Genomic DNA, 26,097 nt, shown 5'->3' with positions numbered 1-26,097 from the left:
CGCTTTAATCCAGCGCTGGCGCCGCAAAGGCCTCATGGGAGAACTCGACGGCATGGCGCGACACCCACTCGCGGGCCAGGGCTTCGAGTTGCTGGGGTGTCGGTTCGGCGTCTTCGTGCTGGCGGCAGTAGCGTTGCATGCGGCATGCTTGTTCACCCATGCGCGCGCCGAACAGCGCATGTTCGTCGGTAAACGCGACACCGATGCGGTAGCCATTGTCGACCTTGCGGCACCACGCCACATACCCCGGGTAGCGGGCGCTGGCGCCCAGCGAGGGTATGTGCAGATCGACCGCAGTGCCTTGGCGCCAGGCCCTTGGCCAATGGCAGGCGATGCCGCCCAGGCCGTTGGTGAGCAGACGTTGGCGGGGGATGGCAGGGGAGGGACGTTGTGTTAACTCGACAGCGACATCATCAGGGTGAGGTAAAAAACGACCCATGTACACGGACTCCGAGCACCGTCCTGTTGACGGCGGTGGCAGCAGTATAGTGAAGGAACTGGAATTGACCGACCTGGATATTGACCAGCAATTGCTGGGATTGCCAGGCCTTTCGCTCGTGGTATTCACCAGCGTCGGCTGTTCGAGCTGCCGCTGGGCCCGCCAGCAATTGCCCGCCTGGCCACTGCCGGTGGACCGCGTGTGCTGGGTGGATGCCGGGCACAACGGTGGCGCGGTCGAACGCTACCAGATCTTTCATTTGCCGGCGTTGTTCCTGGTGTGCGAGGGTCAGTTTCTCGGGCAAATACAGACACGTCTTACACTTGCCGACCTCGCCGGTGCAGTAAAACAGGCGCTTACCCGCTTACCAGAGGATTTGCCATGACTGCAGTTGCATCCCCCGCGCCGCGCATCGGCATCATCGGCACTGGCGCCATCGGTGGCTTCTACGGTGTGATGCTGGCCCGTGCCGGTTTTGACGTGCATTTTCTACTGCGCAGTGAATACGCCGCTGTCAGCGAACACGGCCTGCGCGTCAACAGCGTCATCCATGGTCCCTTGCACCTGCATCCCGTGCAGGCCTACGCCAACGCCGCCGATATGCCGGTATGCGACTGGCTGCTGGTGGGAACCAAATCCACCGGCAACGTCGAGCTGGCGCCGACTATCGCCCAGGTCGCGGCGCCGGACGCCAAGGTGGTGCTGCTGCAGAACGGCCTGGATGTGGAAGACAGCCTGCGCGCGCACCTGCCCCCTTCGCTGCACCTGTTGGGCGGGCTGTGCTACGTCGGCGTACACCGCACCGGCCCCGGGCATGTCGAACACCAGGCGCTGGGGCGGGTCAACCTCGGTTACCACAGTGGCACGGCGGCCAACGATCAAGGCCGGCAACAGGCGATCGTCGAAGAAGGTGCCGCGCTGTTCCACAAGGCCGGCATCGAATCCCAGGCCATGGCCAACGTGCATCAGGCACGCTGGCACAAGCTGGTGTGGAATGTGCCCTACAACGGGCTCTCGGTCTTACTCGGTGCTGGCACTACGGCCATGATGGCGGACGCCTCCAGTCGTGAAATGATCCAGGCGTTGATGGCCGAAGTGGTGCGAGGCGCCCGTGCCTGTGGCCACGAGATTCCCGAGAATTATGCCGGGCAGATGTTCACCCTCACCGAGTCCATGGCTGACTACCTGCCCAGCATGTACCACGATCACCTTCACAAACGCCCGCTGGAACTTGAGGCGATTTATGCGCGGCCACTGCTCGCTGCCAGGGCCGCCGGTTGCGAGCTGCCGCGCATGGAGGCGCTGTACCAGGCCTTGAGTTTCATTGATCGACATAACCGCTGAATCGGGGAGAGCACGATGGCGAAGGGACTGGGCGACAAACTGGTGCTGGCGATTTCTTCGCGGGCATTGTTCGACCTGAGCGACAGCCACAAGGTCTACCTCGCCCAAGGCGTCGAGGCTTACCGCCAATACCAGATCGAACACGAAGAAGAAATCCTCGAGCCCGGCGATGCGTTCCCCCTGGTCAAGAAGTTGCTGAGCCTCAACGCCAGCCTCGGCCGCGCTCGCGTCGAAGTGGTGCTGGTGTCGCGCAACAGCGCCGACACCGGCCTGCGGGTGTTCAATTCGATCCAGCATTACGGGCTGGATATTTCCCGCGCCGCTTTCGTCGGCGGGCGTAGTCCTTATCCCTATTTGTCGGCGTTTGGTTGCCATCTGTTTCTTTCGACCCATGCTGACGATGTGCGCAGTGCGCTGGAGGCCGGTTTTGCGGCGGCGACGATTTTGTCGGGCGGCCCGCGTCGAGCTTCCAGCGAGGAACTGCGCATTGCCTTCGACGGTGATGCGGTGCTGTTTTCCGATGAGTCGGAGCGCGTGTACCAGACCGGTGGCCTGGAGGCATTTCAGGCCAACGAGCGTGAGTCGGCGCGTCAACCTTTGCCTGGCGGGCCTTTCAAGGGGTTCCTGGCGGCACTCAATTTGCTGCAGCGTGAGTTTCCAGACGAGGCGTGCCCAATCCGCACCGCGTTGGTCACGGCCCGTTCGGCGCCGTCGCACGAGCGCGTGATTCGCACCTTGCGCGAATGGGATATCCGTCTGGATGAGTCGCTGTTTCTCGGCGGGCTGGAAAAATCCGCGTTCCTGGAGGCGTTTGCCGCCGATGTGTTTTTCGATGACCAGGCCGGGCATTGCGAAAAAGCCAGGGAGGTGGTCGCCACCGGGCATGTGCCCCATGGCGTCAGCAATGAGGTAAAGGGCTAAGTCAGTCGAAGTCGCCGGGGCGCTGCTACGCTGAAGAAATCTCCGCCATCCTGGCCGTCCAGGAGGTTCTATGATTCGGTCGATGCTGTACGCCACGGACCTGGGTCTGTACGCGCCCTATGTGATGCAACATGCGCTGGCACTGGCCCGAACGTTCAAGGCGGATTTGTATGTCATTCACGTGGTCGAGCCTATCGGGTTGTTCGCCGAATCGGTGTTACAGAGCTACCTTGATGAGAAGGCCCTGAGCGAATGGCAGAGCCAGGGCTTGAGCACGGTGATGGCAACCATTGAGCAACGGGTGCTGGATAATTTTCGCGAAGAGTTGGGGGGCGAGGAGCAGGACCTGCAGTTGATTCGCTCGGTTCGAGTGATTCAGGGTGACCCGTGCGAGGTCATACTGGACCAGTTGCGCAAATTGTCCGTCGACCTGTTGGTCGTCGGCAGCCATAGCCATGCGACTGCGGCCACTACACCGCTTGGGCGCACCGCCGCGCGGGTGTTGCAGCTGTCCACGGTGCCGGTCTACCTGGTGCCTTCGCTGCAGCGTCGACGCAGTGATGACGTGTGATGGTCAAAAAACGATAAAAAGTTCTAGATTTATCCATCGAACCTTTAATATAGTTATATACCGTCGCTGATACCCGTGGCGTCTATCTGCTTTGAGGGATACATATGAAGCTTCAACAACTGCGCTACATCTGGGAAGTGGCGCACCACGACCTCAACGTTTCCGCTACGGCTCAAAGCCTCTACACCTCGCAACCGGGTATCAGCAAGCAGATCCGCCTGCTCGAAGACGAACTGGGCGTCGAAGTATTCGCCCGCAGTGGCAAGCACCTGACCCGCGTCACGCCAGCCGGTGAGCGCATCATCACCACCGCCGGCGAGATCCTGCGCAAGGTCGAAAGCATCAAGCAGATTGCCCAGGAATTCTCCAACGAGAAGAAGGGCACGTTGTCCATCGCGACCACCCACACGCAGGCGCGTTATGCCTTGCCGCCGGTGATCCGCGATTTCATCAAGCAATACCCGGACGTGGCCCTGCACATGCACCAGGGCTCGCCGATGCAGATCGCCGAGATGGCGGCTGACGGCACTGTGGATTTCGCCATTGCCACCGAAGCCCTGGAGCTGTTCGGCGACCTGGTGATGATGCCGTGCTACCGCTGGAACCGCTGCGTCGTCGTCCCTCAGGGCCACCCGCTGGCCAAGCTGCCGAAGCTGACCCTGGAAGCCTTGGCTGAATACCCGATCGTGACGTACGTGTTCGGTTTCACCGGCCGTTCCAAGCTCGACGAAGCCTTCAGCCATCGCGGCCTTACGCCAAAAGTGGTGTTCACTGCCGCCGACGCCGACGTCATCAAGACGTACGTGCGCCTGGGCCTGGGCGTGGGTATCGTCGCCAAGATGGCCGTGGACACCAACCTCGACAAAGACCTGGTGGTGCTTGATGCCAGCGAGTTGTTCGAGTCCAGCGTGACCAAGATCGGTTTCCGTCGCGGCACGTTCCTGCGGGGTTTCATGTGCGACTTCATCGAGAAGTTCGCGCCTCACCTGACCCGCGAGGTCATGGCCAAGGCGATCCAGTGCCACAACAAGCAGGAATTGGAAGAACTGTTCGAAGGTGTTGAGCTGCCGGTTCACTGATACCGGCTATCTGGCCTCGGTAACCGTGAAATGTTGCCGAGCGCCCGCCACCAGAATCTCTACCTCATCCCCTTCGAAGCGGCCCAGCAGGCTTTTGCCCAGCGGTGATCGCGGGGTGATCACGGTCACCGGTTGCCCAACCACATCGACCTTCAAGCCTGCCGCGTCCGGCGCCAGGAACAGCCATTGCTGCCGGCCGTTCTCGTCTTCCAGGCCCAATAGCGCGCCGACTTCCACGCCACGCTGTTCATCGTATGCGCGCAGTTGCATGTTCTGGCACAGCGTCAACGCCTGCTTGATTTCCTCGACGCGCTTGGCTTGCCCCGCCGCGAGGTAGGACGCCTCCAGCCCCAAGGTGTCGTACTTGTTTTCCGCGATGTTTTCTTCGTGGGTCGCGGTCTCGTAAGCCGTCTGCGCTGCGCGTTGGGCGATATCGAGGTCGACGCTGAGCTTTTGCAGGATCAGCTGGTGTACGGCGTGTTTATTCATGGTCATCAATCACAGAATTGCAGGACATTGGCGCGGGTCTTTTCAGTCGGGGCGTTCTGGTCCTGTTGCAGCCAGAACTGGCACTTTGGGTTGGACAGGTTGCGCGCATGGTTGCGAGCCTGGTCCAGGGTTTGCTGCTGTTCCTGCTTGTGCAGGTTCTGTTGATACTGCTCGAACAGGCGGTTCGGAGGTTCAGGCACCACCACCGTCGGCTTGCCCAGTTGCTCGACGGCCTGGACCACCGGTGCCAGGCTCTGCGGGAACAGGTAGCGCGATGCCAGCCAGGCCGTGAGTGCAACGGCAATAAACCCCAGCCACATGCCAAACGCGATGGCGGCACTGAGCTTGAACAGCGACAACGGACGATCGGACATGGTGGCCTCCTGGCGGGCACGTGTGGCGTGCCGGCGATTGTCGCACAGCCTCCGTGCAGAATAATCGCGATCAAGCCTTCTGCATCCGCGCATTTATGCGGACAATCGAGCCTTTGAACGTTGGAGCCCGGAATGAAAGCCCGCTGGGATATTTTTTGCAGTGTTGTCGACAACTACGGCGACATCGGCGTGACGTGGCGCCTGGCCCGGCAATTGGTCGCTGAACAGGCGTGCGACGTGCGGTTGTGGGTCGACGATCTGCGGGCCTTCGAACGCATGTGTCCGGAAATCGACGTGCAGCAGGGGCAGCAATGGCAGGAGGGCGTCGACGTGCGTCATTGGCCGGCCGAGTGGCAGGGCGCCTCGGCGGCGGACGTGGTGATTGCCGCATTCGCCTGTCAGTTGCCCCCTGACTATATGGAAGCCATGGCCGTTCGCGATCGCGCGCCCCTCTGGATGAACCTGGACTACCTCAGTGCCGAAGACTGGGTGGTGGGCTGCCATCGCTTGCCCTCGGTGAAATTCAAGGGCGTGCAGAAGTACTTCTTTTTTCCAGGCTTCCGACCTGGCACCGGCGGACTGTTACGCGAAACGGGCCTGGTGGAACGACGCCGCGCCTTTCAGCAGTGTGACGCGGCGCAGCGAAAATTCCTGCAAAGCCTGGGTGTATGTCCTATAGAAGGTGCACGCCTGATCTCACTGTTTGCCTACGAAAATGCCGGACTGGCGCGTTGGCTGGACGTGTTGTCGACGGACGGCAATGCCACTCATCTATTGGTGCCGGAAGGGCGGATACTCGCGGATGTCGGGCGCTGGCTTGGAGTGGACGGGCTGGCCGCAGGGGCGGTGCATCAACGCGATGCCCTGACGGTGCAGGTGCTGCCATTCGTGCGCCAGGAACAATATGACCATCTGTTGTGGTGCTGCGACTTCAACGCCGTGCGCGGCGAAGACTCCTTCGTGCGAGCTCAATGGGCCGGCCGGCCGCTGTTGTGGCACATCTATCGGCAGGATGAAGACATCCACCTCGACAAGCTCGATGCCTTCCTGGACCTGTACACCGCCGCGTTATCGCCGGCGGCCAAGGCTGCGTTGGTTGGCCTTTGGCAAGCCTGGAACAGCCCGGGCGATATGGCTCAATCCTGGAAAATGCTGCTGGAACACTGGCCGGAGCTGAATCAGCACGCCGAAAACTGGTGTCTGGAACAGGCCTTGCAGGCCGATCTTGCGACGGCGCTGGTACAGTTTTATGAAAGTTGGATATGATACGCCACCTTGAATTTTGTAAATCCCATCCAAATTTCGGATATATGCAATGAAAACTGGTAAAGAACTGAAACCCGGTACAGTGATCCGTCTCGAAAACGACCCTTGGCTGGTTCAGAAAGCTGAGTTCACCAAGTCTGGTCGTAACAGCGCAATCATGAAGACCAAGCTGAAGAACCTGCTGACCGGTTACAAGACCGAGATCGTTTACAGCGCCGACGACAAACTGGACGACGTAATCCTCGACCGCAAAGAAGCGACCCTGTCCTTCATCAGCGGCGACACCTACACGTTCATGGACACCACCGACTACACCATGTACGAGCTGAACGCTGAAGATATCGAAGCTGTTCTGCCGTTCGTGGAAGAAGGCATGGAAGACGTTTGCGAAGCCATCTTCTTTGAAGAGCGCCTGGTTTCCGTAGAGCTGCCGACCACCATCGTGCGTAAAGTTGCCTACACCGAAGGTTCCGCTCGCGGCGACACTTCGGGCAAGGTCATGAAGCCTGCCAAGCTGGCTAACGGTACCGAACTGCAAGTGGCCGATTTCATCGAAATCGACGACCTGATCGAGATCGACACCCGCGAAGGTGGTTCGTACAAAGGCCGCGCCAAGAAGTAATTCTGGCCCCGCCGATACGAAAAAAACCCGACTCTGAGTCGGGTTTTTTTATGGGCGTCGGTTTTATCAGACGGTGACGTGCAGGCGGACATCGACGTTGCCACGGGTGGCGTTGGAGTACGGGCACACCTGGTGGGCGGCGTCGACCAGGCTTTGCGCATCTTCCTGAGCCAGGCCCGGCAGGCTGATGTGCAGGTCGATGTCCAGGCCGAAACCGCCGGGGATTTGACCGATGCCGACGTGGGCAGTGATCGAAGCGTCATCCGGGATTTTGCGCTTGGTCTGGCTGGCGACGAATTTCAATGCGCCGATGAAGCAGGCCGAGTAGCCAGCGGCGAACAGTTGCTCAGGGTTGGTGGCCTGGCCACCGGCACCGCCCAATTCCTTGGGTGTGGAGAGTTTGACGTCGAGGATGTTGTCGCTGGAAACAGCACGACCATCACGGCCGCCGGTGGCGGTGGCTACTGCGGTATAGAGCGTTTGCATGGTGTGTTCCTCTTGGATTGTTTGCGCTAATGTTTTGCGCGCTAAGTAGTTGGTGAGATGAATGTATCGCGCTAATGTTTAGTGCGCAAGACAAATATGAAAATTATTTTGCCGGATTCGATTGTCGGCCACGGCATTGATGCTGCCATGGCAGGCAAGTCAGCTGCCACACTGGCGTTATTGGGGGAGTGGCTAACCGCGTCAGACGTTGGCTTGCAGGTTGGCGCGCAATGCAATCAGTTCGCTTTGCAGCTTGCGTAGCTGCTCCAGGTCCAGGCCGCTGGCCCCGAGAATGCACTGCGGAATCCCCATGGCCTTGTCCTGCAAGGCGCGGCCGGCGTCCGTCAGTTCTACCACCACTACTCGTTCGTCTTCACGGTTGCGGGTGCGGCTGAGCAGGCCTTCGGCTTCCAGGCGCTTGAGCAGGGGCGTGAGTGAGCCCGGGTCGGTCAGCAGGCGGCTACTGATTTCGCTTACGGTCAAACCATCCTCTTCCCACAACACCATCATGGCCAGGTATTGCGGGTACGTCAGCCCCAGCGCCTGCAACAGCGGCTTGTAGACCTTGGTCATCAGCAGCGACGTGGAGTGCAGGGCGAAACACAGCTGGTTGTCCAGCATCAGCGATTCGCAGGGGGCGGGGTTCTTGCTCATGGCGGTACCTCGAAAAAGCGTGTCTGGGCTGGAATCTAGCGGGCAAATGTTTAATGCGCCAGATAATTCTGGCCGCTCGGTCAGATCAAGCCGCTTTGCAGCGCCAGATCCCAGGGCGGTACCGGGCTGAAGCGCGACTTCAGGTATTCCAGCAACAAGCGGCTGCGAGCGTTGGGTTGTTGTTCCAGGCGCAATGCGTAGATACCGGTGGTCTCTGGGCTGGGCAGGCCGTCTTCGCAAAACAGGGGCAGCAGTTCGCCACGCACCAGGTACTCGCTCGCCAGCCAGGTGGGCAGGTGCGCAATGCCGAGCCCGGCGAGCGCGCCGCACAGCAGGGCTTCGGCGTTGTTGGCACTCATGCGGATGCGCCGTGGGCGATAGGTGGCGCGGCGCCCATCCATCTCGAAGCGCCAGGCAAACATCGGCGCCAGGCCGTCCCAGTCCAGGCCGTCGTGTTCGCTCAATTCGCGGGGGTGCGCCGGGGTGCCGCGGCTTTTCAGGTAGGCCGGGCTGGCGCAGGCAATCCGCACGATGCTGGCCAGCGGGGTCGCGATCAGCCGCGTGTCGACGATATGCCCGGCCCGCAGCACAAGGTCGACCTTGCCCAGGTGCGCACCCTGCATGTCCACAAAACTGTCGATCAAATGCAGGTGCACATCCAGCCCCGGGTATACATTCAAAAAGTCTGCAATCACCGGCGCCAGGTGGCGTCGACCGAACGCCGCTGGCGCGTCCACTCGGATCAATCCCTCGGGGGCATGGCTCAACGAAGCAGCCTCGGCCCGGGCCAATTGCAACTCACTGACGATCCGCCGCGCCCGTTCGGCAAATGCCAGGCCGGCCGTCGTGGGTATCACGGCGTGGGTGCTGCGCTGGAACAGACGACTGCCTATCGAATTTTCCAGGCTATCGATCCGCCGCGCCACCGCGGAAGGCGTCAGCGGATGGCGCCGGGCGGCGGCGGAAAAGCTGCCGGTTTCCAGGACATCCAGGAACAGGCCGAGTTGATCGGTCAGCGTATTAGGGTTCATTGGCAGGTGCTTGTGCGAGATTGGCATAGCCATTGTGCGTTGCTATGCGTTTCCGTGCCATACCCGACTGCGTAGCATGCAAACCTTGGGATCGAGGAGTGGCACGGCGTGTTGGATTTAGTGATGTATCTGGTATTGGGTGCAGCGTTGGGCACCTTGGGTGGGCTGTTTGGCATTGGCGGGGGGCTGATCGCCATCCCCGTGCTCGGGGTGTTCTTCGGCCTGGACCAGCAGATTGCCCAAGGCACTGCGCTGGTCATGGTGGTGCCCAACGTGATGCTGGCGCTGTGGCGTTATCACCAGCGCAATCGCATACAACTGCGCCATGCGCTGCCCCTCGGCGTGATGGGGTTCTGCTTTGCGTGGCTCGGCTCTATCTGGGCCGTTGGCCTGGATGCGGGTGCGATGCGTATCGGATTCATCGCCTTCCTGGTGACGCTGTCAGCCTACACGCTGTTGCGTATGTTCACGCGCAATGCCGCGCCGACAGCCGAAATGCGGTATGCGTGGCCGTGGCTGGGTGTGCTCGGCGCCGCTTCCGGGTCCGTCGGGGGGTTGTTTGGTGTCGGCGGCGCCGTGATTGCCACGCCGGTGCTGACGGGGCTGTTCGGCACCAGCCAAGTGGTGGCTCAGGGCCTGTCGCTGGCCCTGGCACTGCCCAGCACCGGTGTGACGCTGGTGACCTACGCTTGGCACCACGAGGTGAACTGGCTGATCGGCGCACCCTTGGCGGTGGGCGGCTTGCTCAGCATCAGTTGGGGCGTAAAAGTCGCCCACGCCTTGCCGGAGCGCGTGTTGCGCGGCTTGTTCTGCGGGTTCCTGATCCTGTGTGCGGTGATGCTGACCTTTAAAGTTTGAAGCCTTCGCGGATGTAGTCGGCCAGGCATTCAGTGATGGGCGAGGTCATCTGCGGGTTGCGCAGCAAATGCAGGTTCATCGACGGCAGCGGCGGCAGGCCCTCATCGCTGCCGAGCACGCGCAGGTCGTCGGTCACCAGGCTCTCCATGCAAATCATCAGCGCCAGGCCGGCACTCACCACCGCCTGGATCGCTGCGCCGTTGGTGCTGTGGTAGGCCAGGCGATAATCCCGTCCCACCGCTTCCAGTGCCGAACGGGTCCATTGGGTATACAGGCAGTCCTCACCCGACACCGCCAGGGGCAGGGTGTCGTGTTCTTCCACGCAGAAGCACGGGGCCGCCGCCCAGACCATGCGCTCGGTGCGCAACAGTTCACCCAGCTCGTTGCCGGGTTCGCGGCTGATCACTGTGAGTGCCAGGTCGCGGCGTTGCATCAACACCGTGGATGACTCGCAGTGCAGCTCGATCTGGATCAGCGGATAGGCCTTGGAAAACGGCTTGAGAATCCCCGGTAGAAAGCGCATCACGTAGTCGTCCGGCGTGCCGATGCGCACCAGCCCGACCATGTGCGGTTCGCGCAGGGTGTTGAACACCTCGCTGTGCAACTTGAGGATACGTCGCGCATAGCCCAGCAACACCTGACCCTCCGGCGTCAGCCGCACCTGGCGGCCGTCGCGCTCGAACAACTTGCGCTGCAGCACATCTTCTTCCAGGCGTTTCATCTGCATGCTCACCGCCGATTGAGTGCGGTTGACCTGCTCCCCGGCGCGGGTAAAGCCGCCCTGGTCGGCGATGGCGACGAAGGTGCGCAGCACGTCAGTGTCGATACTCGGGTAGCTGGACAATCGATGAATTCCTGAGATGTATTGCATAAGAAACATTCGTTGGATTGATCTTAATCGCCCGCTCAAACTTGCGCCATCCCCACGGGAGGGCGAGAAGATGAAAGGTCAAAGAGGTTTTATATTAATGGCGAAGCGGCCGCTAACCGGCGTGTTGAACGCGCTGTGCCGATGGCATGAGCGCCAGTTGCTGGCGAACTTGAGCGACGACGCACTCAAGGACATTGGGCTCAATCGCGTCGATGTGGAGCAGGAACGTCGCCTGCCTGTGTGGCAAGACCCCCTGCGTAAGTGACCGGGATGCAGTAGGGTAGTCGGCGAGCCCACTTGGAGAACGCCATGCCTGCCGACCTGTGTTTTTCACTCAAGCAAGCGCGACGCATGGCGCTGGCCGCCCAAGGGTTTTCAGGGCGCCAGGCGCCGCGCCAGATCAAGGCCGCGCACCTCAACCGTTTGATCGAACGCCTCGGTGTGTTGCAGATCGATTCCGTCAATGCGGTGGTGCGCTCTCACTACCTGCCGCTGTTTTCCCGGCTGGGTAATTATTCCCCTTTGATGCTTGAGCAAGCGGCCTGGAGCCAGGGCCGGCGACGTTCGCTGTTCGAATATTGGGGGCACGAGGCGTCATTGCTGCCGATGGCGCTGTACCCATTGATGCGCTGGCGCATGGAGCGGGCCAGGCAGGGGCGGGGGATTTATGCGCAGATGGCGCGGTTTGGGCGTGAGCAGCAGGCCACTATTGAGCGTGTGTTGAAGATCGTTGAGCAGCAGGGCGCAGTGGGGGCGGGCAGCTTGTCTACTCGCGAAGAGCGCGCGGGCCCTTGGTGGGACTGGAGTGATGAAAAACATGCGCTGGAGTGGCTGTTCGCGGCAGGATTGGTGACGGTTGCCGGTCGGCGTGGGTTTGAGCGGCTCTATGATTTACCCGAGCGAGTGATCCCCGGCGAGCTGCTGCAACGCGCTGTCGGCGAAGCTGACGCCCAGCGCGGTTTGCTGCTGCACAGCGCGACGGCATTGGCAGTGGGCACCGAAAAAGACCTGCGCGATTACTTCCGCCTCGACCCTGCCGACAGCCGCAGTCGTCTGGCCGAACTGGTGGAAGACGGCCAGTTGCTGACGTGCCAGGTGCAAGGCTGGAAGCAACCGGCGTATTGCCTGCCTGTGCCGACCGTACCGCGCAAAGTTGCGGCCAGTGCCTTGTTGTCACCCTTCGACTCACTGGTCTGGGAACGCAGTCGAACCGAGCGACTGTTCGATTTTCGTTACCGCCTGGAGATCTATACGCCGCAGGACAAGCGGGTATACGGCTACTACGTGTTGCCCTTTTTGCACAACGAGCGGATTGCGGCACGCGTTGACCTGCGGGCTGAGCGGGCCAATGGCTGCCTGGCGGTGCATGCCGTGCATGAGGAAGAACCGGGGCTGGACGAGGAGGGGATGGCAGCGTTGGCATCGAACCTGCTGCAACTGGCCGACTGGCTGGGGTTGGGGCGGGTGCAGCTCAATTGCCAGCGGCCGAGTGCCGATCGGTTAAGGCTTGCCATTGGGGTCGGTCTTTAGAGCCTCATCGGGGTCAAGCCCCTCCCACATTTTGATGCGTGAACACATTCAAAGGTGGGAGGGGGCTTGCCCCCGATGGGGCCCTAAAAGGCAACAACACGCTCAGCGCCTGACCTGTTTCAAGGTTTCGGCAATCAGAAACGCCAACTCCAGCGACTGATCGGCATTCATCCGCGGGTCGCAATGGGTGTGGTAACGGTCCGATAACCCATCTTCAGTGATCGGCCGCGCGCCGCCGATGCATTCGGTGACGTTCTGCCCGGTCATCTCGATATGAATCCCGCCGGCATACGTGCCTTCGGCCTCGTGTACCTGGAAGAAGTCCTTCACCTCGCCAAGAATCTGCGCGAAATCACGGGTCTTGTAGCCGCTGCTGGCCTTGATGGTATTGCCGTGCATCGGGTCGGAACTCCACAACACCTGCTTGCCCTCGCGCTGGACGGCGCGGATCAGGTTGGGCAGGTGGTCGCCGACCTTGCCGGCGCCCATGCGCGCGATCAGGTTGAGGCGGCCGGGGTCGTTCTGCGGATTGAGGATGTCGATCAGGCGGATCAGGTCATCCGGGTTCATGCTCGGCCCGACCTTGACGCCAATCGGGTTATGCACCCCGCGCAGGAATTCGACATGAGCGCCATCCAACTGACGGGTACGGTCGCCGATCCACAGCATGTGCGCCGAGCAGTCGTAATAGTCGTTGGTGAGGCTGTCACGGCGCACGAAAGCCTGTTCGTAGTTGAGCAGCAGTGCTTCGTGGGCGGTAAAGAAGCTGGTTTCGCGCAATTGCGGCGAGCTGTCCATGCCGCAGGCACGCATGAACGCCAGGGTTTCGTCGATGCGGTCGGCCAGCAGGCTGTACTTCTCGGCCAGTGCGGAGTTGGCGATGAAGTCCAGGTTCCACTGATGCACCTGGTGCAGGTCGGCGAAGCCGCCCTGGGCAAAGGCCCGCAGCAGGTTCAGCGTGGCGGTGGACTGGTGGTAGGACTGCAGCAGGCGGTCCGGGTCCGGCACACGGCTTTTTTCGTCAAAGCCGATGCCATTGACGATGTCGCCACGGTAAGCGGGCAGGGTGATGCCGTCGATGGTTTCATCGTTGGCCGAGCGCGGTTTGGCGAACTGGCCGGCCATGCGCCCGACCTTCACCACCGGGCAACCGGCAGCGAAGGTCATCACGATGGCCATCTGCAGCAGCACTTTGAAGGTGTCGCGGATTTTTGCCGCAGAGAACTCGGCAAAGCTTTCGGCGCAGTCGCCACCCTGTAACAGGAACGCGCGACCCTGGGTCACTTCGGCGAACTGACGGCGCAACTCGCGGGCTTCCCCGGCAAACACCAGCGGCGGATAGCTGGCGAGGTTCTGCTCCACTTGCAGCAAGTGCGCAGCGTCCGGGTACTGGGGTTGTTGCTGGATCGGCAGGGCGCGCCAGCTGTCGGGGCTCCAGGGTTGGCTCATCATGAACTCGATTGGTTGATTGACGGTCGGGCGCCAATGTTATCAGCAATTAGTGCGTGACCTGTTGCCGCCGGTTGGCCGACAATCGCGCCTTTGCCGTGCAGCAACCCCGTTAGGAGTAGTGATGACCGAGGAGCGTGTCGAGCGCCTGTTGGCCGAAGTCCATGATGACTTCGGCATGATCCGCGTGCTCGAAGTGGCCGATTACCGTTTTCTCGAGTTCGGCGATGCCATCGAGCAAAGCTGCGTGTTCACTGCTGACCCGAGTTGGCTGGAGTACGACTACACCCGCGCGATGCTGATTGGCGCGTTGTGCCATGAACAGCCGGACAGCGCGTTGTTCCTTGGCCTGGGCGCCGGCACGCTGACCCAGGCCTGTCTCAAGTTCTTGCCACTGGAAGACGTGGAAGCCATCGAACTGCGCCCCGACGTACCGCGCCTGGCCATTGAATACCTGGGGCTGGACGATGATCCGCGTTTGTACATTCGCATCGGCGACGCCGTGCAATTGCTCGAAACCGCTGAATCGGCGGATCTGATTTTCGTCGACCTTTACACCGATGTCGGCCCGGGCGTGGGGCATCTCGCCTGGACCTTCCTGGAAAACTGCCAGAAGAAGCTCACCCCCGGCGGCTGGCTGGTGATCAACCAGTGGGCCACCGACGATGGCAAGCCGCTGGGCGCGGCGTTGCTGCGCGGATTGTACCACCGGCATTACTGGGAGCTGCCGGTGAAGGAGGGCAATGTGATTCTGCTGGTGCCTTCGGAGCTGGATCAGGAACTGGACCTTGGAGCGCTTTCGGCCCGTGCCGAGGCTCTGGCGCCTCGTTTGGGGTATTCGTTGCAGGCGTTGATCAAGGCGATTCGGCCGGCGACTTGAGTGGCCTGGTCGGATGCTATCGGGGGCAAGCCCCCTCCCACCTTTTTGACCTGTGAATACATTCAAACTGTGGGAGGGGGCTTGCCCCCGATAAGGCCATCGCTGCCCTGGCTCAAATACCCTTGAATACTCCGGGCCGCTTCTCAATCATCGCCCGCACACCCTCCTTGGCATCCTCGCTGTTGAGTAATTTGTCCACCATTGGCGGTAACGCCGCCGCCGCGACGGCCTCACCCTCCATGTGCGCCAGTCGCGCCGACATCAACGTGGCCTGCACCCCCAATGGCGCCTGGCGTGCGATGCGGTTGGCCAGTTCGACGGCACGCGGCAGCAAGTCTTCGCTGGCCATCACCTCCTGCACCAGGCCCAGGCGCAGGGCTTCATGGGCGTCGAATTCGTCGCCAGTGAGCAGCCAGCGCATCGCGTTACCCCAGCCTGCGATTTGATGCAGGCGCAATGTCGCGCCGCCAAACGGAAAGATCCCGCGTTGCACTTCCATCTGTGCAAAGCGGGTGTTGCTGGCACAGAGGTTGATGTCCGCCGCCAGCATCAGCTCGATGCCGATGGTCAGGCAGTAGCCCTGGGCGGCAATGATCACCGGCTTACTGACACGTGGTCCGGCAAACACGCCCCAGGGGTCACATCCCCCCAGCGGTGGCACCCAACCGCCGGCCATCAACCCGCTGACATTGGCCAGGTCCAGCCCGGCGGTAAAATGTTCACCGTGGGCAAACACCACGGCGACCCGTGCGTCGACGTTTCGATCGAATTCGCCATACGCCAGGCTCAATTCATTGAGCAGGTCCAGGTCGAAGGCATTGCGCTTGGCCACCCGGTCCAGGCCCAACAGCAGGACATGGCCCTGGAGTTCACGGCTGACGCGGCTACTGCTGGCTTGATTCATCGGGTGTGCCCTCGGGCGCGGGGATAGGTTTCGGACCGAAAGGTCTCGATGGCTGGGTGAACCGTTTAAGCTTTATGACTAGCAGGGCCGGGCCTTTCAAAAATAGACCTTGCGGCGGTTATGTGCAAAGACTGTGACACAGCGCGGTTTATCGGCGCTTTGAGATAAAAAAAGCTCCCTTTTTCAGCTATTTCCGGTATAGTGCGCGCCGGCCTTTAACCGGGCCGCGTTTAGGTAGCGCAATTCCCCGAAGTCAGCTTCGGCTGCTCGTCCGCACAGCGGACTCTCCCTTGACGAATCTTTTTCATTCATTCGTTTTCGCAAATCCCCGCCGACAAAGCAGCCAGGGCGACTCTTGAGTCTCAACACGGCATGCGCAGCTTTGGAGCATGGGTCTTTGCGGATGCACTTAGAGGCAGACCCATGACCCAGGAAACCGGCGGCTTCGCCGCTTTTAATCTTAACCCGAATATTCTTGCAGCCGTCGCAGCGACTGGCTACGAAGAGCCTTCGGCGATTCAGCAGCAATCGATCCCGATCATCATGGCCGGCAAGGACATGATCGGTCAGGCGCAGACGGGTACCGGTAAAACCGCTGCCTTCGCCCTGCCTATCCTGCAGTGCATCGATCCTGCCAAGCGCGAACCGCAAGCCCTGATCCTGGCGCCAACCCGTGAGTTGGCGCTGCAAGTAGCAACCGCTTTTGAAACCTACGCCAAGCAAATGCCAGGCGTAACCGTTGTGGCCGTTTACGGCGGCGCGCCTATGGGCCCACAACTCAAAGCAATCCGTAATGGCGCACAGATCGTTGTCGCCACCCCGGGCCGTCTGTGCGACCACCTGCGTCGTGACGAAAAAGTCCTGTCGACCGTGAACCACCTGGTTCTCGACGAAGCTGACGAAATGCTGAAGCTGGGCTTCATGGATGACCTGGAAGTCATCTTCAAGGCGCTGCCACCGACCCGTCAGACCGTGCTGTTCTCGGCCACCCTGCCGCAGTCGATCCGTGCCATTGCCGAGCGTCACCTGCGTGACCCAGAGCACGTCAAGATCCAGACCAAGACTCAGACCGTTACCGCGATCGAACAGGCTCACCTGTTGGTTCACGCTGACCAGAAGACCTCGGCTGTATTGAGCCTGCTGGAAGTCGAAGACTTCGACGCCCTGATCATGTTCGTGCGCACCAAGCAAGCGACCCTGGACCTGGCCAGTGCCCTGGAAGCCAAAGGCTACAAAGCCGCTGCGCTGAACGGTGACATCGCCCAGAACCAACGTGAGCGCGTGATCGACTCCCTCAAGGATGGCCGTCTGGACATCGTTGTTGCGACCGACGTTGCTGCCCGTGGCCTCGACGTTCCACGTATCACCCACGTGTTCAACGTTGATATGCCCTACGACCCAGAGTCCTACGTTCACCGTATCGGCCGTACCGGCCGTGCCGGTCGCGAAGGTCGTGCACTGCTGCTGGTGACTCCGCGTGAGCGCCGCATGCTGCAAGTGATCGAGCGTGTAACCGGTCAGAAAGTGGCTGAAGTTCGCCTGCCGGACGCCCAAGCTGTCCTGGATGCGCGCATCAAGAAACTGACCAACAGCCTGTCGCCGCTGGTGGCTGACGCCGAATCGACCCACGGTGATCTGCTCGATCGCCTGACCGCCGATATCGGTTGCACCCCGCGTGCCCTGGCTGCAGCCCTGCTGCGCAAGGCAACCAACGGTCAGGCCCTGACCCTGGCAGCCATCGAGAAAGAACGTCCACTGGTTCCGAACAGCGCCCCGCGCGGTGATCGTCCAGAGCGTTCCGGCGACCGTCCAGACCGTGGTGATCGTGAGCGTCGTGCTCCGGTTCCATTGGCTGAAGGTCGTGCTCGTTGCCGTACCGCGCTGGGCGCGCGTGACGGTATCGCGGCCAAGAACCTGCTGGGCGCTATCCTCAACGAGGGTGGCCTGGCACGTGAAGCCATCGGTCGCATCCAGGTCCGTGACAGCTTCTCCCTGGTGGAGCTGCCGGAAGACGGTCTGGAAAAACTGCTGGCCAAGCTGAAAGACACTCGCGTTGCCGGCAAGCAGCTGAAGCTGCGTCGCTACCGCGAAGATTGATCCGCCCCCGGGCTGATTGATCGCACATAAAAAATCCCCGACTGGTTCGGGGATTTTTTTTGGCTCCTGTTTGAGGCCTCTGGGCTAGCCGAAGCGGTAGATGTCCATGCCAAGCGCGCCCAGGGTGAACCCTTGGTGGGCCACGCTGAATTCACCCCCGGCACCCCGCGCGAAATACAGCGGTAAAAGATGCTCATCGCTGGGATGGCTGCGCACCGCGTGCGGTGCCTGGCGGCGGTAGTCATGCAGCGCGCTTTCATCATTGGCGGTCAATCTATCGACCACCCAGTCGCGAAAGTCCCGCGCCCACGGCTCGATACTCTCAGGGCCTGCGTGCCAGTCCAGTTCTCCCAGGTTATGGGTGATACTGCCGGAACCGATCAACAGTACGCCTTGCTCGCGCAGGCTGGCGAGCGCGTGCCCGACTCGGGTTTGCAGGGCAGGGCCCATGCGGCTTGGCAGGGACACTTGCACGACCGGGATATCGGCCGCGGGGTACATCAGCGAAAGGGGCACCCAGGTGCCATGGTCGAAGGGGCGCTGCTCGTCGATGCGCGCCGTGAGGCCGTCGGCGTGCAGCAGGTCGACGATCTCGGCGGCCAGTTGCGGATCGCCGGGTGCAGGGTATTGCACCGCGAACAATTCGCGGGGGAAGCCGCCGAAATCATGCCAGGTGTCGGGTGCAGCGCCGCCGCTGACCAGCAGCTCATGGCTTTCCCAATGCGCCGACACCACCACAATCGCTTTCGGCCGTGGCAGTGCGGCGGCCAGGCGCTGCAAGGCCGGACCGCTGGCGCCGGGTTGCAGGGCGAGCATGGGCGAACCGTGGGAGATAAACAGGCTAGGGAGCATAATCTGGGTCCTGGGCGTTAACATGGACCCATCTTCAATCAGATCACTGATCTATATCTAATATAAGTTTTCGCAGCATTTGATCGAATTTTCGGGGGGATCCATGGAGCCTGAGTTTTGGCGGGAGCGCTGGGCGCGCAATCAGATTGGCTTTCATCTGCACGAGGTCAATCCGTACCTGCAACGTCACTGGCCTTCGCTGGCTGTGCCTGCGTCGACCAAGGTGCTGGTGCCGTTGTGTGGCAAAAGCCTGGATTTGCGCTGGTTGGCCAGCCAGGGGTTGCGTGTCATGGGTGTGGAGCTGTCTGAGCAGGCAGTGGCGGCGTTTTTCACTGAGCAGGACCTTGTGCCCCTGATCAGCCGACGCGGTGTCTTCACGGTGTATCAGGCGGGTTCGATCGAGGTGTGGTGTGGCGACTTCTTTGCCATCGATGCCCAGGCACTGGCCGAGTGCGGCGCGCTGTACGACCGTGCGGCCCTGATCGCACTGCCGCCGCTGATGCGTGCGCGGTACGCCGAACATCTCAATAAGAGCCTGCCACCGGGCTGCCAGGGGCTGTTGATCACCCTCGACTACGACCAGGCGCAAAAAGCCGGGCCACCGTTCGCGGTGACCGACGACGAAGTGCGCGGGTTGCTGGGCGAGCAGTGGGGGCTGCAGGTGCTGGAGGAGCGGGATATCCTCGGTGAGAGCTGGAAGTTCGTGCAAGACGGCGTCACGCGCCTCGAAGAGCGCGTCTTCCGTTTGGCGAGGCGTTGACCCTGCCATCGCGGGCAAACCCCGATGTGGAATGCATTCCCCTGTGGGAGTGGGCTTGCCCGTGATAGCGGCAGTGACCTGGACACACAACGCACAGGCAAAAAAAAGGAGCGATCAGATCGCCCCTTTTTGTATCGCGTTTATCAGCCCCGACGACGCAATGCGTCGATACGCTCTTCCAGCGGCGGGTGACTCATGAACATGCGAGCCAGGCCCTGCTTGATGCCGCCGTTGATGCCGAAGGCGGTCAGGCTGTCCGGCATGTGCACCGGCAGGCCCTGTTCCGAACGCAGGCGTTGCAGTGCGCTGATCATCGCACCGGTGCCTGCCAGGCTTGCGCCGGCTTCGTCTGCACGGAACTCGCGTTTGCGCGAGAACCACATCACGATCGCGCTGGCCAGGAAGCCCAGGATGATTTCGGCAAAGATGGTCGCCACGAAGTAGGCAATGCCACGGCCTTCTTCGTTCTTGAAGATCACTTTGTCGACAAAGTTGCCGATGATCCGCGCGAAGAACATCACGAAGGTGTTCACCACGCCTTGCACCAGCGCCAGGGTAACCATGTCGCCATTGGCCACGTGGCCGATCTCGTGGGCCAGCACGGCCTTGACTTCATCGGGCGAAAAACGCTCCAGAAGGCCTTGGCTCACCGCGACCAGCGCGTCGTTCTTGTTCCAGCCCGTGGCGAAGGCGTTGGCCTCGTAGGCGGGGAAAATCCCCACTTCGGGCATCTTGATGCCGGCTTCCCGAGACAACTGCTCCACGGTTTGCATCAACCATTGTTCATGGCGGGTGCGGGGTTGGGTGATGATCTGGGTGCTGGTGCTCATCTTCGCCATCCACTTGGAGATGAACAGCGAGAACAGCGAGCCGGCAAAACCAAAGACCGCACAGAAAATCAGCAGCTGATTGAGGTTGAGATCAACCCCGTTGGCCGCCATGAACCCGTTGAAGCCGAACAGGCTCAGGGTGATGCTGGCAATCAGCACGACCGCCAGGTTAGTGGCCAAGAACAGCAGGATGCGCATCATGGTTGTAGAGTTCTCCTCATGCTTAATATGTCGCTTACTGCGGGGTATATAAGGTGCGGCCTGGGGTGATTCAACCGAGCGACTATTTCAAACTGTGTCCTACAGCCTGAATGTAGACCCTTGAAAGGATTTTCCGACATGGAAAAGTCGGCTTGATCGGTTCATCAACGCCGTGCAAACCCGTAATTACAGGGGTTAGAGGGGGTGTGCGTGGCCAGCGAGTCGCCGTTCCAGGTGAAAGGCAAAGAAGTGTTGCCAGATACTCGCTGTGCGACCGAAACCTGGCCGCACAGCGACGGATCCGTTACTGGCGATAGGACTTGAGGAAGTTGCCGATGCGACCAATGGCCATTTCCAGGTCATCCACGCGCGGCAGCGTCACCACGCGGAAGTGATCCGGCCACGGCCAGTTGAATGCAGTGCCCTGAACCACCAGCAGTTTTTCCGAGAGCAGCAGGTCGAGTACGAACTTCTCGTCGTTCAGGATCGGGCAGACTTTCGGGTCGATGCGCGGGAAGGCATACAGCGCGCCCATCGGCTTCACGCAGCTCACGCCCGGAATGGCGTTGAGCAGTTCCCAGGTACGGTTGCGCTGTTCCAGCAGGCGGCCCTGGGGCAGGACCAGGTCGTTGATGCTCTGGTAGCCGCCGAGGGCGGTCTGGATCGCGTGCTGGCTTGGCACGTTGGCGCACAGGCGCATGTTCGCCAGCATGTCGATGCCTTCGATGTAGCTCTGGGCATTGTGCTTGGGGCCGGAGATGGCAATCCAGCCGGAGCGGAAGCCCGCCACGCGGTAGGATTTGGACAGGCCGTTGAACGTCAGGCACAGCAGGTCCGGCGCCAGGGAGGCGGTGCAGATGTGAACGGCGTCGTCGTAGAGGATCTTGTCGTAGATCTCGTCGGAGAACACCACCAGGTTGTGCTGGCGTGCCAGTTCGAGCATGCCCAGCAACACTTCCCTGGAATACACGGCACCGGTGGGGTTGTTCGGGTTGATGATCACCAGGGCCTTGGTATTGGGGGTGATCTTGGCCTTGATGTCGGCCAGGTCCGGGAACCAGTCGGCGCCTTCGTCACACAGGTAGTGCACCGGGTTGCCGCCGGCCAGGGCCACGGCGGCGGTCCACAGTGGGTAGTCCGGCGCCGGCACCAGCACTTCGTCACCGTTGTTGAGCAGCGCCTGCATGGACATCACGATCAGCTCGGACACGCCATTGCCCAGGTAGACGTCTTCGATACCGACACCTTCCACCTGTTTTTGCTGGTAATACTGCATCACCGCCTTGCGCGCGCTGAACAGGCCCTTGGAATCGCTGTAGCCCTGGGCGGTCGGCAGGTTGCGGATCACGTCCTGGAGGATTTCTTCCGGCGCTTCGAAACCAAAGGGCGCCGGGTTGCCAATGTTCAGCTTGAGGATGCGTTGGCCTTCCTCTTCCAGGCGCTTGGCGTGCTTGAGCACCGGGCCGCGAATGTCGTAGCAGACGTTGGCGAGCTTGTTCGATTTGCTGACCTGCATGGCGATGTGATCCTGAAAATGAACGATCCAGACGGCGAGGGCACGACCGAACGTTGAATCCTGCGGGTCCCGCACCCATAAATACGTTTGAATGCCGATGGCGCGGGTGCCAGACTGGTGTTTTGAAGAGGCGCAATCATACGTGCCACCTGATCCAGCGAAAAGACACAGATCAGGGTTTTTCAGTTGCCGAGGTGTACCGATGGAAAAGTTGCAGAAAACCCTTCAGGAATGGCAGGACATGCTCGACCCGGCGCAATACCAGGTGTGCCGTCTCAAAGGCACCGAGCGCCCGTTTTCCGGCAAGTACAATGCCACCACCACGGACGGCGTCTATCACTGTATCTGCTGCAATGAGCCGCTGTTCGACTCCAAGACCAAATTCGATGCCGGCTGCGGCTGGCCCAGCTTCTACGAGCCGATTGCCGACAGCGCGATGATCGAGATCCGTGACGTCAGCCACGGCATGATCCGCACCGAAGTCACCTGCGCCAAATGCGATGCGCACTTGGGCCACGTTTTCCCCGACGGCCCGCCGCCCACCGGCCTGCGGTACTGCATCAACTCGGTGTGCCTGGACTTCGTCCCCCGCTGAACTCAACGGCGCAGCCCCTGTAGGCACGAGCAAGCGCGTTCCTACAGGTCTGGCGTTGATACCCCGGTATCAATGTCGGAAATTAAATTGCACACAATTGAATTGCTGACTATGTTTATGCTTCTTTTCTCCTGATCGAGGCACTGCCATGAGCGACAACCTGCTGAGCATCCCTTGCACCACCATCAAGGGTGAGCAAAAGACCTTGGCTGATTTCGCCGGCAAGGCCATCCTGGTGGTCAACACTGCCAGCAAATGCGGTTTCACTCCTCAGTACAAGGGCCTGGAACAGCTCTGGCAGCAGTACAAGGACCAGGGCCTGGTGGTGCTCGGTTTTCCCTGCAACCAGTTCGGCAAACAGGAGCCCGGTAACGAGGGGGCGATTTCCGAGTTCTGCGAGCTGAACTTCGGCGTCAGTTTCCCGCTGTTCAAGAAGATCGACGTCAACGGCAGCGATGCCCATCCCCTGTTCGTACAGCTCAAGAAGCAGGCGCCAGGCCTGCTGGGTTCCAAGGGGATCAAGTGGAATTTCACCAAGTTCCTCATCGGGCGCGATGGCCAGGTGGTCAAGCGTTACGCCCCGACCACCAAGCCCCAGGAACTGGCCCAAGAGATTGAAGCCCTGCTCAAATGACTGTCTCCCTGGCCCTCGACCACCAGCTGTGTTTCAAGCTCTACGCGGCTTCCCGGGCCGTGACCCGTGCGTATAAGCCGATGCTCGATCAACTGGGCCTGACGTACCCGCAATACCTGGCCATGCTGGTGTTGTGGGAATGGCACGCGGCAGCCCCGCCGCAGCCTACGGTCAAAGCCTTGGGCGAACGGCTGCTGCTTGATTCGGGCACGCTGACGCCGCTGCTCAAGCGCCTTGAGCAGCTCGCATTGGTCAAGCGCCAGCGCAGCGCCAAGGACGAACGTGAAGTGCACCTGAGCCTGAGCCCGGCCGGCGTGCAGTTGCGTGATCAGGCCTTTGGCCTCAAGACCCGGCTGCTGTGCGACAGCGGCGTCGACCTGAACCAGGCCGATGCCTTGCGCGAGGGGTTGGACCAGTTGCTACGACAGATCAGAGATTTGTCGTCCTCGGCACCCACAGATCCAGCAAGCCGCTGAGCTCTTCGCGGCGAAACGGCTTGGCCAGGTAGTCATTCATGCCCGCCGCGCGGCAACGCTCACGCTCCTCGGCCAATGCATTGGCGGTGAGGGCAACGATAGGCAGGTCGGGCCAGCGCCCGCTTTGGCGGATTTGTCGGCTGGCCTCGTAACCGTCCATCACGGGCATGTTGCAGTCCATCAGGACCATGTCGAAGGGCCGTTCCTCAAGGCACTTGAGGGCCTCGCCGCCATGGGCGGCCACGATCACTTCGCACCCCAGCTTGCTGAGCATGCCCTTGGCGACCAGTTGATTGACCGGGTTGTCCTCCACCAGCAGGATGCGCGCGCGCTGCGTCAGGGGCGGTGCTTCCAGCTGGATTGGGTCGAGGGCAAGGTCTGTGTCGCTGCGCAAGTTGCGCTGCAGAATCTGATACAGCGCGTTGCGGCTCAGCGGTCGCGCCTGTTGTTGCAGGGGCGCGAGCGCAGCGACTTCTTCGCTGGGCATGAAGTTGCCATAGGCGGTCACCAGCAGGATCGGCGCGCTGATGAGCGGCCGCAGGCGGAACAGGCACTCCGGGCAGTCGGTGATCAACAGGTCCGGCGTTTGCCCGCGCACATCCGCTTCGTAAGGGTAGCAGCGCGGTGTCAGCCCCCAGTGCGGCAGCAGGGTCGTCAGCAACTCCGTCAGCCCATTGTCGGGGCGGGTGATGGCGATGACCTCGCCCTTGAGCGGCGCAAGGTGTGCGGCGGGCAGGTGTGTCGGCAGTGGCAGTTCGGCACTGAACTGGCTGCCAAAGCCGGCCTCCGAACTGATGCTCAGGCGCCCCTGCATGGCTTCACACAAATTGTGGGTCAGCGCCAGGCCCAGGCCCGTGCCGCCGAACTGGCGCGTGATGCCCGCGCCGGCTTGGGTGAACGGCTGGAAGATCTTCACCTGGGCCTCCTGTGCAATGCCGATGCCGGTATCACACACCTCGATACGCACCCCGTTTTCAAGGGCGCTGAGACGCACGTCCACGCGTCCAAAGCGGGTGAATTTCAAGGCGTTGGACAGCAAGTTACTGACGATCTGGCGCACGCGGGTCGGGTCGCCCAGAACCTGGGCGGGAAACTGCGGATCGATCAGGCACGTCAGCTCGACACTCGGCGCGGCGTTCTGCGACAGCAGGTTGGCGGTGTCTTCCACCAGCGAACCCAGGTCGAAGGGGATGCGCTCCAGCTCCAGTTGGCCGGCGTCGAACTTGGACAGGTCGAGGATATCGTTGAGCAGCTCCACCAGCACTTTGCCGGAATCGTGGGCGATCGAGAGTTGCTGGCGTTGATCGGCGTTGAGTGGGCTGTCCAGTGACAGGGCGATCATCCCCAGCAGGCCGTTGAGCGGGGTGCGGATTTCGTGGCTCATGTTCGCCAGAAACGCCGCCCGCGCCTGGGCCATGCCCAGCGCGTGCATTTTTGCCGTTTCCAGCTCATCGTTGGACTGGCTCAGGCGCTGGTTGCTGGCCTTGAGTTCAAGGGTACGCGCCGACACGATATGTTCCAGTTGCCCGAGGTATTCCGTCAGCCGGTCCTCGGCGTGGCGGCGTTGCTGGATCTCGGTCTCCATGTTTTCGAATTGCTGGTTGGCGACATTCACCAGTACGCCGATTTCGTCGTTTTCGTGGCCGGGCGGGCAGTCCAGGCGCGTCTGTTTGCGGTTGCTCAGCTCCCGGATGATGCGCACCAGCGGCTGTGTCAGCATCACGTAGAACACGCCGAGCAAGATGCCGGTCAGCAACAGGCTGCGGACAAAACCATTGAGCAGGGTGATCTCGGCGCGGTGCAGGAAACGGCTGCCGAACGCGTAGGTATCCACGTCCAGGCGCAGCATGCCGAGGGAGTCGTTGGGCATGTGGTTGAGAAACAGCCGGTCTTCGAACGCGCGGTTGGCGCCGAACAGGAAATCGCTGAGGGGGCGGTAGGTGCTTTCCTTGCGCGGCCGGTTTACGTCGGCCAAGACCACGCCGTTGTTGTCGGTCAACCGCGCACGAACAATGGCGGGGGAGTGGAGCAGGCCCAGGGTCAGTTCCTGTGCCAACTCGGCATCGATGTTGTAGGCGATGCGCGAGGCCGGATTGTGGCTGATTTCGATCAGTGAGCGTATTTCACGGTTGATGGATGCGTCTTCGCTGGCATAATCAATGCCGATTTGGATCAGGCTGAGCAAGGTTCCCAAGACGAAACCGACCAGCACAGTCAATCTGGCTTGTTTATAAGACAAGCGGTGGGCGAACTTGATATCCATCGAGTGTTGAACCACTTCACGTTTCCCTTCGCCGGCAAGCATAGCTGAACATCCACACGCCCTGGCTTGCCCGGCATGAATCGTTTTATCACGCAGCACCGTGCG

The 26,097-nt window shown here is 61.2% G+C and carries 29 protein-coding genes; 16 read left to right on the top strand and 13 right to left on the bottom strand.

Annotation, left to right across the window (positions count from 1 at the left end; all coding sequences use genetic code 11):
* Positions 1 to 4: 4 nt before the first annotated feature.
* The gene (locus CQ041_RS08335) at positions 5 to 439 is read right to left on the bottom strand and encodes a PilZ domain-containing protein (RefSeq protein WP_105522335.1); all 435 of its coding nucleotides are present in this window, start codon (positions 437 to 439) and stop codon (positions 5 to 7) included.
* Between CQ041_RS08335 and CQ041_RS08330 the strand changes: the two genes are divergently transcribed.
* The 5 genes from CQ041_RS08330 to cysB all read left to right on the top strand — a co-directional run bounded on the left by CQ041_RS08330 (position 438) and on the right by cysB (position 4,354).
* Positions 438 to 824, top strand: coding sequence for a thioredoxin (locus CQ041_RS08330; protein ID WP_105522334.1), 387 nt, complete (start codon positions 438 to 440; stop codon positions 822 to 824). The genes CQ041_RS08335 and CQ041_RS08330 overlap by 2 nt on opposite strands.
* Positions 821 to 1,783, top strand: coding sequence for a putative 2-dehydropantoate 2-reductase (locus CQ041_RS08325; protein ID WP_105522333.1), 963 nt, complete (start codon positions 821 to 823; stop codon positions 1,781 to 1,783). Before CQ041_RS08330 ends, CQ041_RS08325 begins: the two co-directional genes overlap by 4 nt.
* Before the next feature lie 15 nt (positions 1,784 to 1,798).
* The gene (locus CQ041_RS08320) at positions 1,799 to 2,704 is read left to right on the top strand and encodes a 5'-nucleotidase (RefSeq protein WP_105522332.1); all 906 of its coding nucleotides are present in this window, start codon (positions 1,799 to 1,801) and stop codon (positions 2,702 to 2,704) included.
* Between the two features lie 70 nt (positions 2,705 to 2,774).
* Positions 2,775 to 3,275 (top strand): universal stress protein, encoded by a 501-nt coding sequence (locus CQ041_RS08315; protein ID WP_105522331.1) that lies wholly within the window; start codon positions 2,775 to 2,777, stop codon positions 3,273 to 3,275.
* Positions 3,276 to 3,379: 104 nt separating this feature from the next.
* On the top strand, positions 3,380 to 4,354 hold the full coding sequence (gene cysB / locus CQ041_RS08310) for an HTH-type transcriptional regulator CysB (RefSeq protein ID WP_017734418.1): 975 nt from the start codon (positions 3,380 to 3,382) through the stop codon (positions 4,352 to 4,354).
* A 6-nt stretch (positions 4,355 to 4,360) separates the two neighbouring features.
* Here cysB and CQ041_RS08305 read toward each other — a convergent pair whose 3' ends face one another.
* Together CQ041_RS08305 and CQ041_RS08300 are read right to left on the bottom strand one after the other, a co-directional pair.
* Positions 4,361 to 4,843: a GreA/GreB family elongation factor gene (locus CQ041_RS08305; protein WP_105522582.1), complete on the bottom strand. Its 483-nt coding sequence runs from the start codon at positions 4,841 to 4,843 to the stop codon at positions 4,361 to 4,363.
* Between the two features lie 5 nt (positions 4,844 to 4,848).
* Entirely contained in the window at positions 4,849 to 5,217 is a 369-nt protein-coding gene (locus CQ041_RS08300; RefSeq protein ID WP_105522330.1) for a hypothetical protein, read from the bottom strand.
* Between the two features lie 132 nt (positions 5,218 to 5,349).
* Between CQ041_RS08300 and earP the strand changes: the two genes are divergently transcribed.
* The gene (gene earP / locus CQ041_RS08295; RefSeq protein ID WP_105522329.1) at positions 5,350 to 6,483 is read left to right on the top strand and encodes an elongation factor P maturation arginine rhamnosyltransferase EarP; all 1,134 of its coding nucleotides are present in this window, start codon (positions 5,350 to 5,352) and stop codon (positions 6,481 to 6,483) included.
* 49 nt (positions 6,484 to 6,532) lie between these two features.
* On the top strand, positions 6,533 to 7,105 hold the full coding sequence (locus CQ041_RS08290; RefSeq protein WP_105522328.1) for an elongation factor P: 573 nt from the start codon (positions 6,533 to 6,535) through the stop codon (positions 7,103 to 7,105).
* A gap of 66 nt (positions 7,106 to 7,171) precedes the next feature.
* Here CQ041_RS08290 and CQ041_RS08285 read toward each other — a convergent pair whose 3' ends face one another.
* The 3 genes from CQ041_RS08285 to CQ041_RS08275 form a co-directional block, all read right to left on the bottom strand.
* The gene (locus CQ041_RS08285) at positions 7,172 to 7,591 is read right to left on the bottom strand and encodes an organic hydroperoxide resistance protein (RefSeq protein WP_105522327.1); all 420 of its coding nucleotides are present in this window, start codon (positions 7,589 to 7,591) and stop codon (positions 7,172 to 7,174) included.
* A 201-nt stretch (positions 7,592 to 7,792) separates the two neighbouring features.
* Entirely contained in the window at positions 7,793 to 8,245 is a 453-nt protein-coding gene (locus tag CQ041_RS08280; protein ID WP_105522326.1) for a MarR family winged helix-turn-helix transcriptional regulator, read from the bottom strand.
* Positions 8,246 to 8,325: 80 nt separating this feature from the next.
* Entirely contained in the window at positions 8,326 to 9,276 is a 951-nt protein-coding gene (locus tag CQ041_RS08275; protein ID WP_105522581.1) for a LysR family transcriptional regulator, read from the bottom strand.
* Between the two features lie 108 nt (positions 9,277 to 9,384).
* Here CQ041_RS08275 and CQ041_RS08270 point away from each other — a divergent pair, with 108 nt between their 5' ends.
* On the top strand, positions 9,385 to 10,134 hold the full coding sequence (locus tag CQ041_RS08270; protein ID WP_105522325.1) for a sulfite exporter TauE/SafE family protein: 750 nt from the start codon (positions 9,385 to 9,387) through the stop codon (positions 10,132 to 10,134).
* Here CQ041_RS08270 and CQ041_RS08265 read toward each other — a convergent pair.
* Positions 10,124 to 11,005 (bottom strand): LysR family transcriptional regulator, encoded by an 882-nt coding sequence (locus tag CQ041_RS08265; protein ID WP_105522324.1) that lies wholly within the window; start codon positions 11,003 to 11,005, stop codon positions 10,124 to 10,126. The two genes, CQ041_RS08270 and CQ041_RS08265, sit on opposite strands and share 11 nt — an antisense overlap.
* Before the next feature lie 70 nt (positions 11,006 to 11,075).
* Here CQ041_RS08265 and CQ041_RS08260 point away from each other — a divergent pair, with 70 nt between their 5' ends.
* Together CQ041_RS08260 and CQ041_RS08255 are read left to right on the top strand one after the other, a co-directional pair.
* Complete coding sequence (locus CQ041_RS08260; protein WP_163001994.1) at positions 11,076 to 11,270, top strand: DUF1127 domain-containing protein; 195 nt, start codon at positions 11,076 to 11,078, stop codon at positions 11,268 to 11,270.
* Between the two features lie 44 nt (positions 11,271 to 11,314).
* On the top strand, positions 11,315 to 12,535 hold the full coding sequence (locus CQ041_RS08255; RefSeq protein WP_105522322.1) for a winged helix-turn-helix domain-containing protein: 1,221 nt from the start codon (positions 11,315 to 11,317) through the stop codon (positions 12,533 to 12,535).
* A 102-nt stretch (positions 12,536 to 12,637) separates the two neighbouring features.
* Here CQ041_RS08255 and CQ041_RS08250 read toward each other — a convergent pair whose 3' ends face one another.
* On the bottom strand, positions 12,638 to 13,984 hold the full coding sequence (locus CQ041_RS08250) for a class II 3-deoxy-7-phosphoheptulonate synthase (protein WP_105522321.1): 1,347 nt from the start codon (positions 13,982 to 13,984) through the stop codon (positions 12,638 to 12,640).
* 124 nt (positions 13,985 to 14,108) lie between these two features.
* On the opposite strand from CQ041_RS08250, the gene CQ041_RS08245 reads away from it, so the two are divergent.
* Entirely contained in the window at positions 14,109 to 14,864 is a 756-nt protein-coding gene (locus CQ041_RS08245) for a spermidine synthase (protein WP_105522320.1), read from the top strand.
* 112 nt (positions 14,865 to 14,976) lie between these two features.
* Here CQ041_RS08245 and CQ041_RS08240 read toward each other — a convergent pair whose 3' ends face one another.
* Positions 14,977 to 15,768 (bottom strand): crotonase/enoyl-CoA hydratase family protein, encoded by a 792-nt coding sequence (locus CQ041_RS08240; protein ID WP_105522319.1) that lies wholly within the window; start codon positions 15,766 to 15,768, stop codon positions 14,977 to 14,979.
* 423 nt (positions 15,769 to 16,191) lie between these two features.
* Here CQ041_RS08240 and CQ041_RS08235 point away from each other — a divergent pair, with 423 nt between their 5' ends.
* Positions 16,192 to 17,865 (top strand): DEAD/DEAH box helicase, encoded by a 1,674-nt coding sequence (locus CQ041_RS08235; RefSeq protein ID WP_016972326.1) that lies wholly within the window; start codon positions 16,192 to 16,194, stop codon positions 17,863 to 17,865.
* Between the two features lie 84 nt (positions 17,866 to 17,949).
* Here CQ041_RS08235 and CQ041_RS08230 read toward each other — a convergent pair whose 3' ends face one another.
* Entirely contained in the window at positions 17,950 to 18,717 is a 768-nt protein-coding gene (locus CQ041_RS08230) for a class III extradiol ring-cleavage dioxygenase (protein ID WP_105522318.1), read from the bottom strand.
* A 103-nt stretch (positions 18,718 to 18,820) separates the two neighbouring features.
* Here CQ041_RS08230 and CQ041_RS08225 point away from each other — a divergent pair, with 103 nt between their 5' ends.
* Entirely contained in the window at positions 18,821 to 19,477 is a 657-nt protein-coding gene (locus tag CQ041_RS08225) for a thiopurine S-methyltransferase (protein WP_105522317.1), read from the top strand.
* Between the two features lie 143 nt (positions 19,478 to 19,620).
* Here CQ041_RS08225 and htpX read toward each other — a convergent pair whose 3' ends face one another.
* Both htpX and CQ041_RS08215 read right to left on the bottom strand, forming a co-directional pair.
* Entirely contained in the window at positions 19,621 to 20,508 is an 888-nt protein-coding gene (htpX, locus tag CQ041_RS08220) for a protease HtpX (RefSeq protein WP_105522316.1), read from the bottom strand.
* Positions 20,509 to 20,812: 304 nt separating this feature from the next.
* Entirely contained in the window at positions 20,813 to 22,024 is a 1,212-nt protein-coding gene (locus CQ041_RS08215; RefSeq protein WP_105522315.1) for a pyridoxal phosphate-dependent aminotransferase, read from the bottom strand.
* Positions 22,025 to 22,226: 202 nt separating this feature from the next.
* Between CQ041_RS08215 and msrB the strand changes: the two genes are divergently transcribed.
* The 3 genes from msrB (at position 22,227) to CQ041_RS08200 (ending at position 23,729) form a co-directional block, all read left to right on the top strand.
* Positions 22,227 to 22,619, top strand: a complete 393-nt coding sequence (gene msrB, locus CQ041_RS08210) for a peptide-methionine (R)-S-oxide reductase MsrB (protein ID WP_105522314.1) — start codon at positions 22,227 to 22,229, stop codon at positions 22,617 to 22,619.
* Between the two features lie 148 nt (positions 22,620 to 22,767).
* The gene (locus CQ041_RS08205; RefSeq protein ID WP_105522313.1) at positions 22,768 to 23,253 is read left to right on the top strand and encodes a glutathione peroxidase; all 486 of its coding nucleotides are present in this window, start codon (positions 22,768 to 22,770) and stop codon (positions 23,251 to 23,253) included.
* Positions 23,250 to 23,729, top strand: a complete 480-nt coding sequence (locus CQ041_RS08200) for a MarR family winged helix-turn-helix transcriptional regulator (RefSeq protein WP_105522312.1) — start codon at positions 23,250 to 23,252, stop codon at positions 23,727 to 23,729. The genes CQ041_RS08205 and CQ041_RS08200 overlap by 4 nt, the downstream gene beginning before the upstream one ends.
* Here CQ041_RS08200 and CQ041_RS08195 read toward each other — a convergent pair.
* The gene (locus CQ041_RS08195) at positions 23,683 to 25,992 is read right to left on the bottom strand and encodes an ATP-binding protein (RefSeq protein WP_105522580.1); all 2,310 of its coding nucleotides are present in this window, start codon (positions 25,990 to 25,992) and stop codon (positions 23,683 to 23,685) included. The two genes, CQ041_RS08200 and CQ041_RS08195, sit on opposite strands and share 47 nt — an antisense overlap.
* Between the last annotated feature and the right edge of the window lie 105 nt (positions 25,993 to 26,097).

The sequence above is a fragment of the Pseudomonas sp. MYb60 genome (genome assembly GCF_002979555.1).
Classification (GTDB): domain Bacteria; phylum Pseudomonadota; class Gammaproteobacteria; order Pseudomonadales; family Pseudomonadaceae; genus Aquipseudomonas.
Note: the sequence above shows the minus strand (reverse complement) of the source record. Positions and strands in the feature narration are given on the sequence as shown.

What these genes read in the sequence shown, in the direction of transcription:
- CQ041_RS08230 (WP_105522318.1), bottom strand. Translation starts at nt 18,717, where the DNA reads ATGCTCCCTAGCCTGTTTATCTCCCACGGTTCGCCCATGCTCGCCCTG.
- CQ041_RS08195 (WP_105522580.1), bottom strand. Translation starts at nt 25,992, where the DNA reads ATGGATATCAAGTTCGCCCACCGCTTGTCTTATAAACAAGCCAGATTG.
- CQ041_RS08250 (WP_105522321.1), bottom strand. Translation starts at nt 13,984, where the DNA reads ATGAGCCAACCCTGGAGCCCCGACAGCTGGCGCGCCCTGCCGATCCAG.
- CQ041_RS08225 (WP_105522317.1), top strand. Translation starts at nt 18,821, where the DNA reads ATGGAGCCTGAGTTTTGGCGGGAGCGCTGGGCGCGCAATCAGATTGGC.
- CQ041_RS08265 (WP_105522324.1), bottom strand. Translation starts at nt 11,005, where the DNA reads ATGCAATACATCTCAGGAATTCATCGATTGTCCAGCTACCCGAGTATC.
- CQ041_RS08200 (WP_105522312.1), top strand. Translation starts at nt 23,250, where the DNA reads ATGACTGTCTCCCTGGCCCTCGACCACCAGCTGTGTTTCAAGCTCTAC.
- cysB (WP_017734418.1), top strand. Translation starts at nt 3,380, where the DNA reads ATGAAGCTTCAACAACTGCGCTACATCTGGGAAGTGGCGCACCACGAC.
- CQ041_RS08245 (WP_105522320.1), top strand. Translation starts at nt 14,109, where the DNA reads ATGACCGAGGAGCGTGTCGAGCGCCTGTTGGCCGAAGTCCATGATGAC.
- msrB (WP_105522314.1), top strand. Translation starts at nt 22,227, where the DNA reads ATGGAAAAGTTGCAGAAAACCCTTCAGGAATGGCAGGACATGCTCGAC.
- CQ041_RS08335 (WP_105522335.1), bottom strand. Translation starts at nt 439, where the DNA reads ATGGGTCGTTTTTTACCTCACCCTGATGATGTCGCTGTCGAGTTAACA.
- CQ041_RS08275 (WP_105522581.1), bottom strand. Translation starts at nt 9,276, where the DNA reads ATGAACCCTAATACGCTGACCGATCAACTCGGCCTGTTCCTGGATGTC.
- CQ041_RS08285 (WP_105522327.1), bottom strand. Translation starts at nt 7,591, where the DNA reads ATGCAAACGCTCTATACCGCAGTAGCCACCGCCACCGGCGGCCGTGAT.
- CQ041_RS08255 (WP_105522322.1), top strand. Translation starts at nt 11,315, where the DNA reads ATGCCTGCCGACCTGTGTTTTTCACTCAAGCAAGCGCGACGCATGGCG.
- CQ041_RS08315 (WP_105522331.1), top strand. Translation starts at nt 2,775, where the DNA reads ATGATTCGGTCGATGCTGTACGCCACGGACCTGGGTCTGTACGCGCCC.
- CQ041_RS08290 (WP_105522328.1), top strand. Translation starts at nt 6,533, where the DNA reads ATGAAAACTGGTAAAGAACTGAAACCCGGTACAGTGATCCGTCTCGAA.
- CQ041_RS08215 (WP_105522315.1), bottom strand. Translation starts at nt 22,024, where the DNA reads ATGCAGGTCAGCAAATCGAACAAGCTCGCCAACGTCTGCTACGACATT.
- CQ041_RS08240 (WP_105522319.1), bottom strand. Translation starts at nt 15,768, where the DNA reads ATGAATCAAGCCAGCAGTAGCCGCGTCAGCCGTGAACTCCAGGGCCAT.
- CQ041_RS08205 (WP_105522313.1), top strand. Translation starts at nt 22,768, where the DNA reads ATGAGCGACAACCTGCTGAGCATCCCTTGCACCACCATCAAGGGTGAG.
- CQ041_RS08300 (WP_105522330.1), bottom strand. Translation starts at nt 5,217, where the DNA reads ATGTCCGATCGTCCGTTGTCGCTGTTCAAGCTCAGTGCCGCCATCGCG.
- earP (WP_105522329.1), top strand. Translation starts at nt 5,350, where the DNA reads ATGAAAGCCCGCTGGGATATTTTTTGCAGTGTTGTCGACAACTACGGC.
- CQ041_RS08305 (WP_105522582.1), bottom strand. Translation starts at nt 4,843, where the DNA reads ATGAATAAACACGCCGTACACCAGCTGATCCTGCAAAAGCTCAGCGTC.
- CQ041_RS08280 (WP_105522326.1), bottom strand. Translation starts at nt 8,245, where the DNA reads ATGAGCAAGAACCCCGCCCCCTGCGAATCGCTGATGCTGGACAACCAG.
- htpX (WP_105522316.1), bottom strand. Translation starts at nt 20,508, where the DNA reads ATGATGCGCATCCTGCTGTTCTTGGCCACTAACCTGGCGGTCGTGCTG.
- CQ041_RS08320 (WP_105522332.1), top strand. Translation starts at nt 1,799, where the DNA reads ATGGCGAAGGGACTGGGCGACAAACTGGTGCTGGCGATTTCTTCGCGG.
- CQ041_RS08235 (WP_016972326.1), top strand. Translation starts at nt 16,192, where the DNA reads ATGACCCAGGAAACCGGCGGCTTCGCCGCTTTTAATCTTAACCCGAAT.
- CQ041_RS08325 (WP_105522333.1), top strand. Translation starts at nt 821, where the DNA reads ATGACTGCAGTTGCATCCCCCGCGCCGCGCATCGGCATCATCGGCACT.
- CQ041_RS08330 (WP_105522334.1), top strand. Translation starts at nt 438, where the DNA reads ATGTACACGGACTCCGAGCACCGTCCTGTTGACGGCGGTGGCAGCAGT.
- CQ041_RS08260 (WP_163001994.1), top strand. Translation starts at nt 11,076, where the DNA reads ATGAAAGGTCAAAGAGGTTTTATATTAATGGCGAAGCGGCCGCTAACC.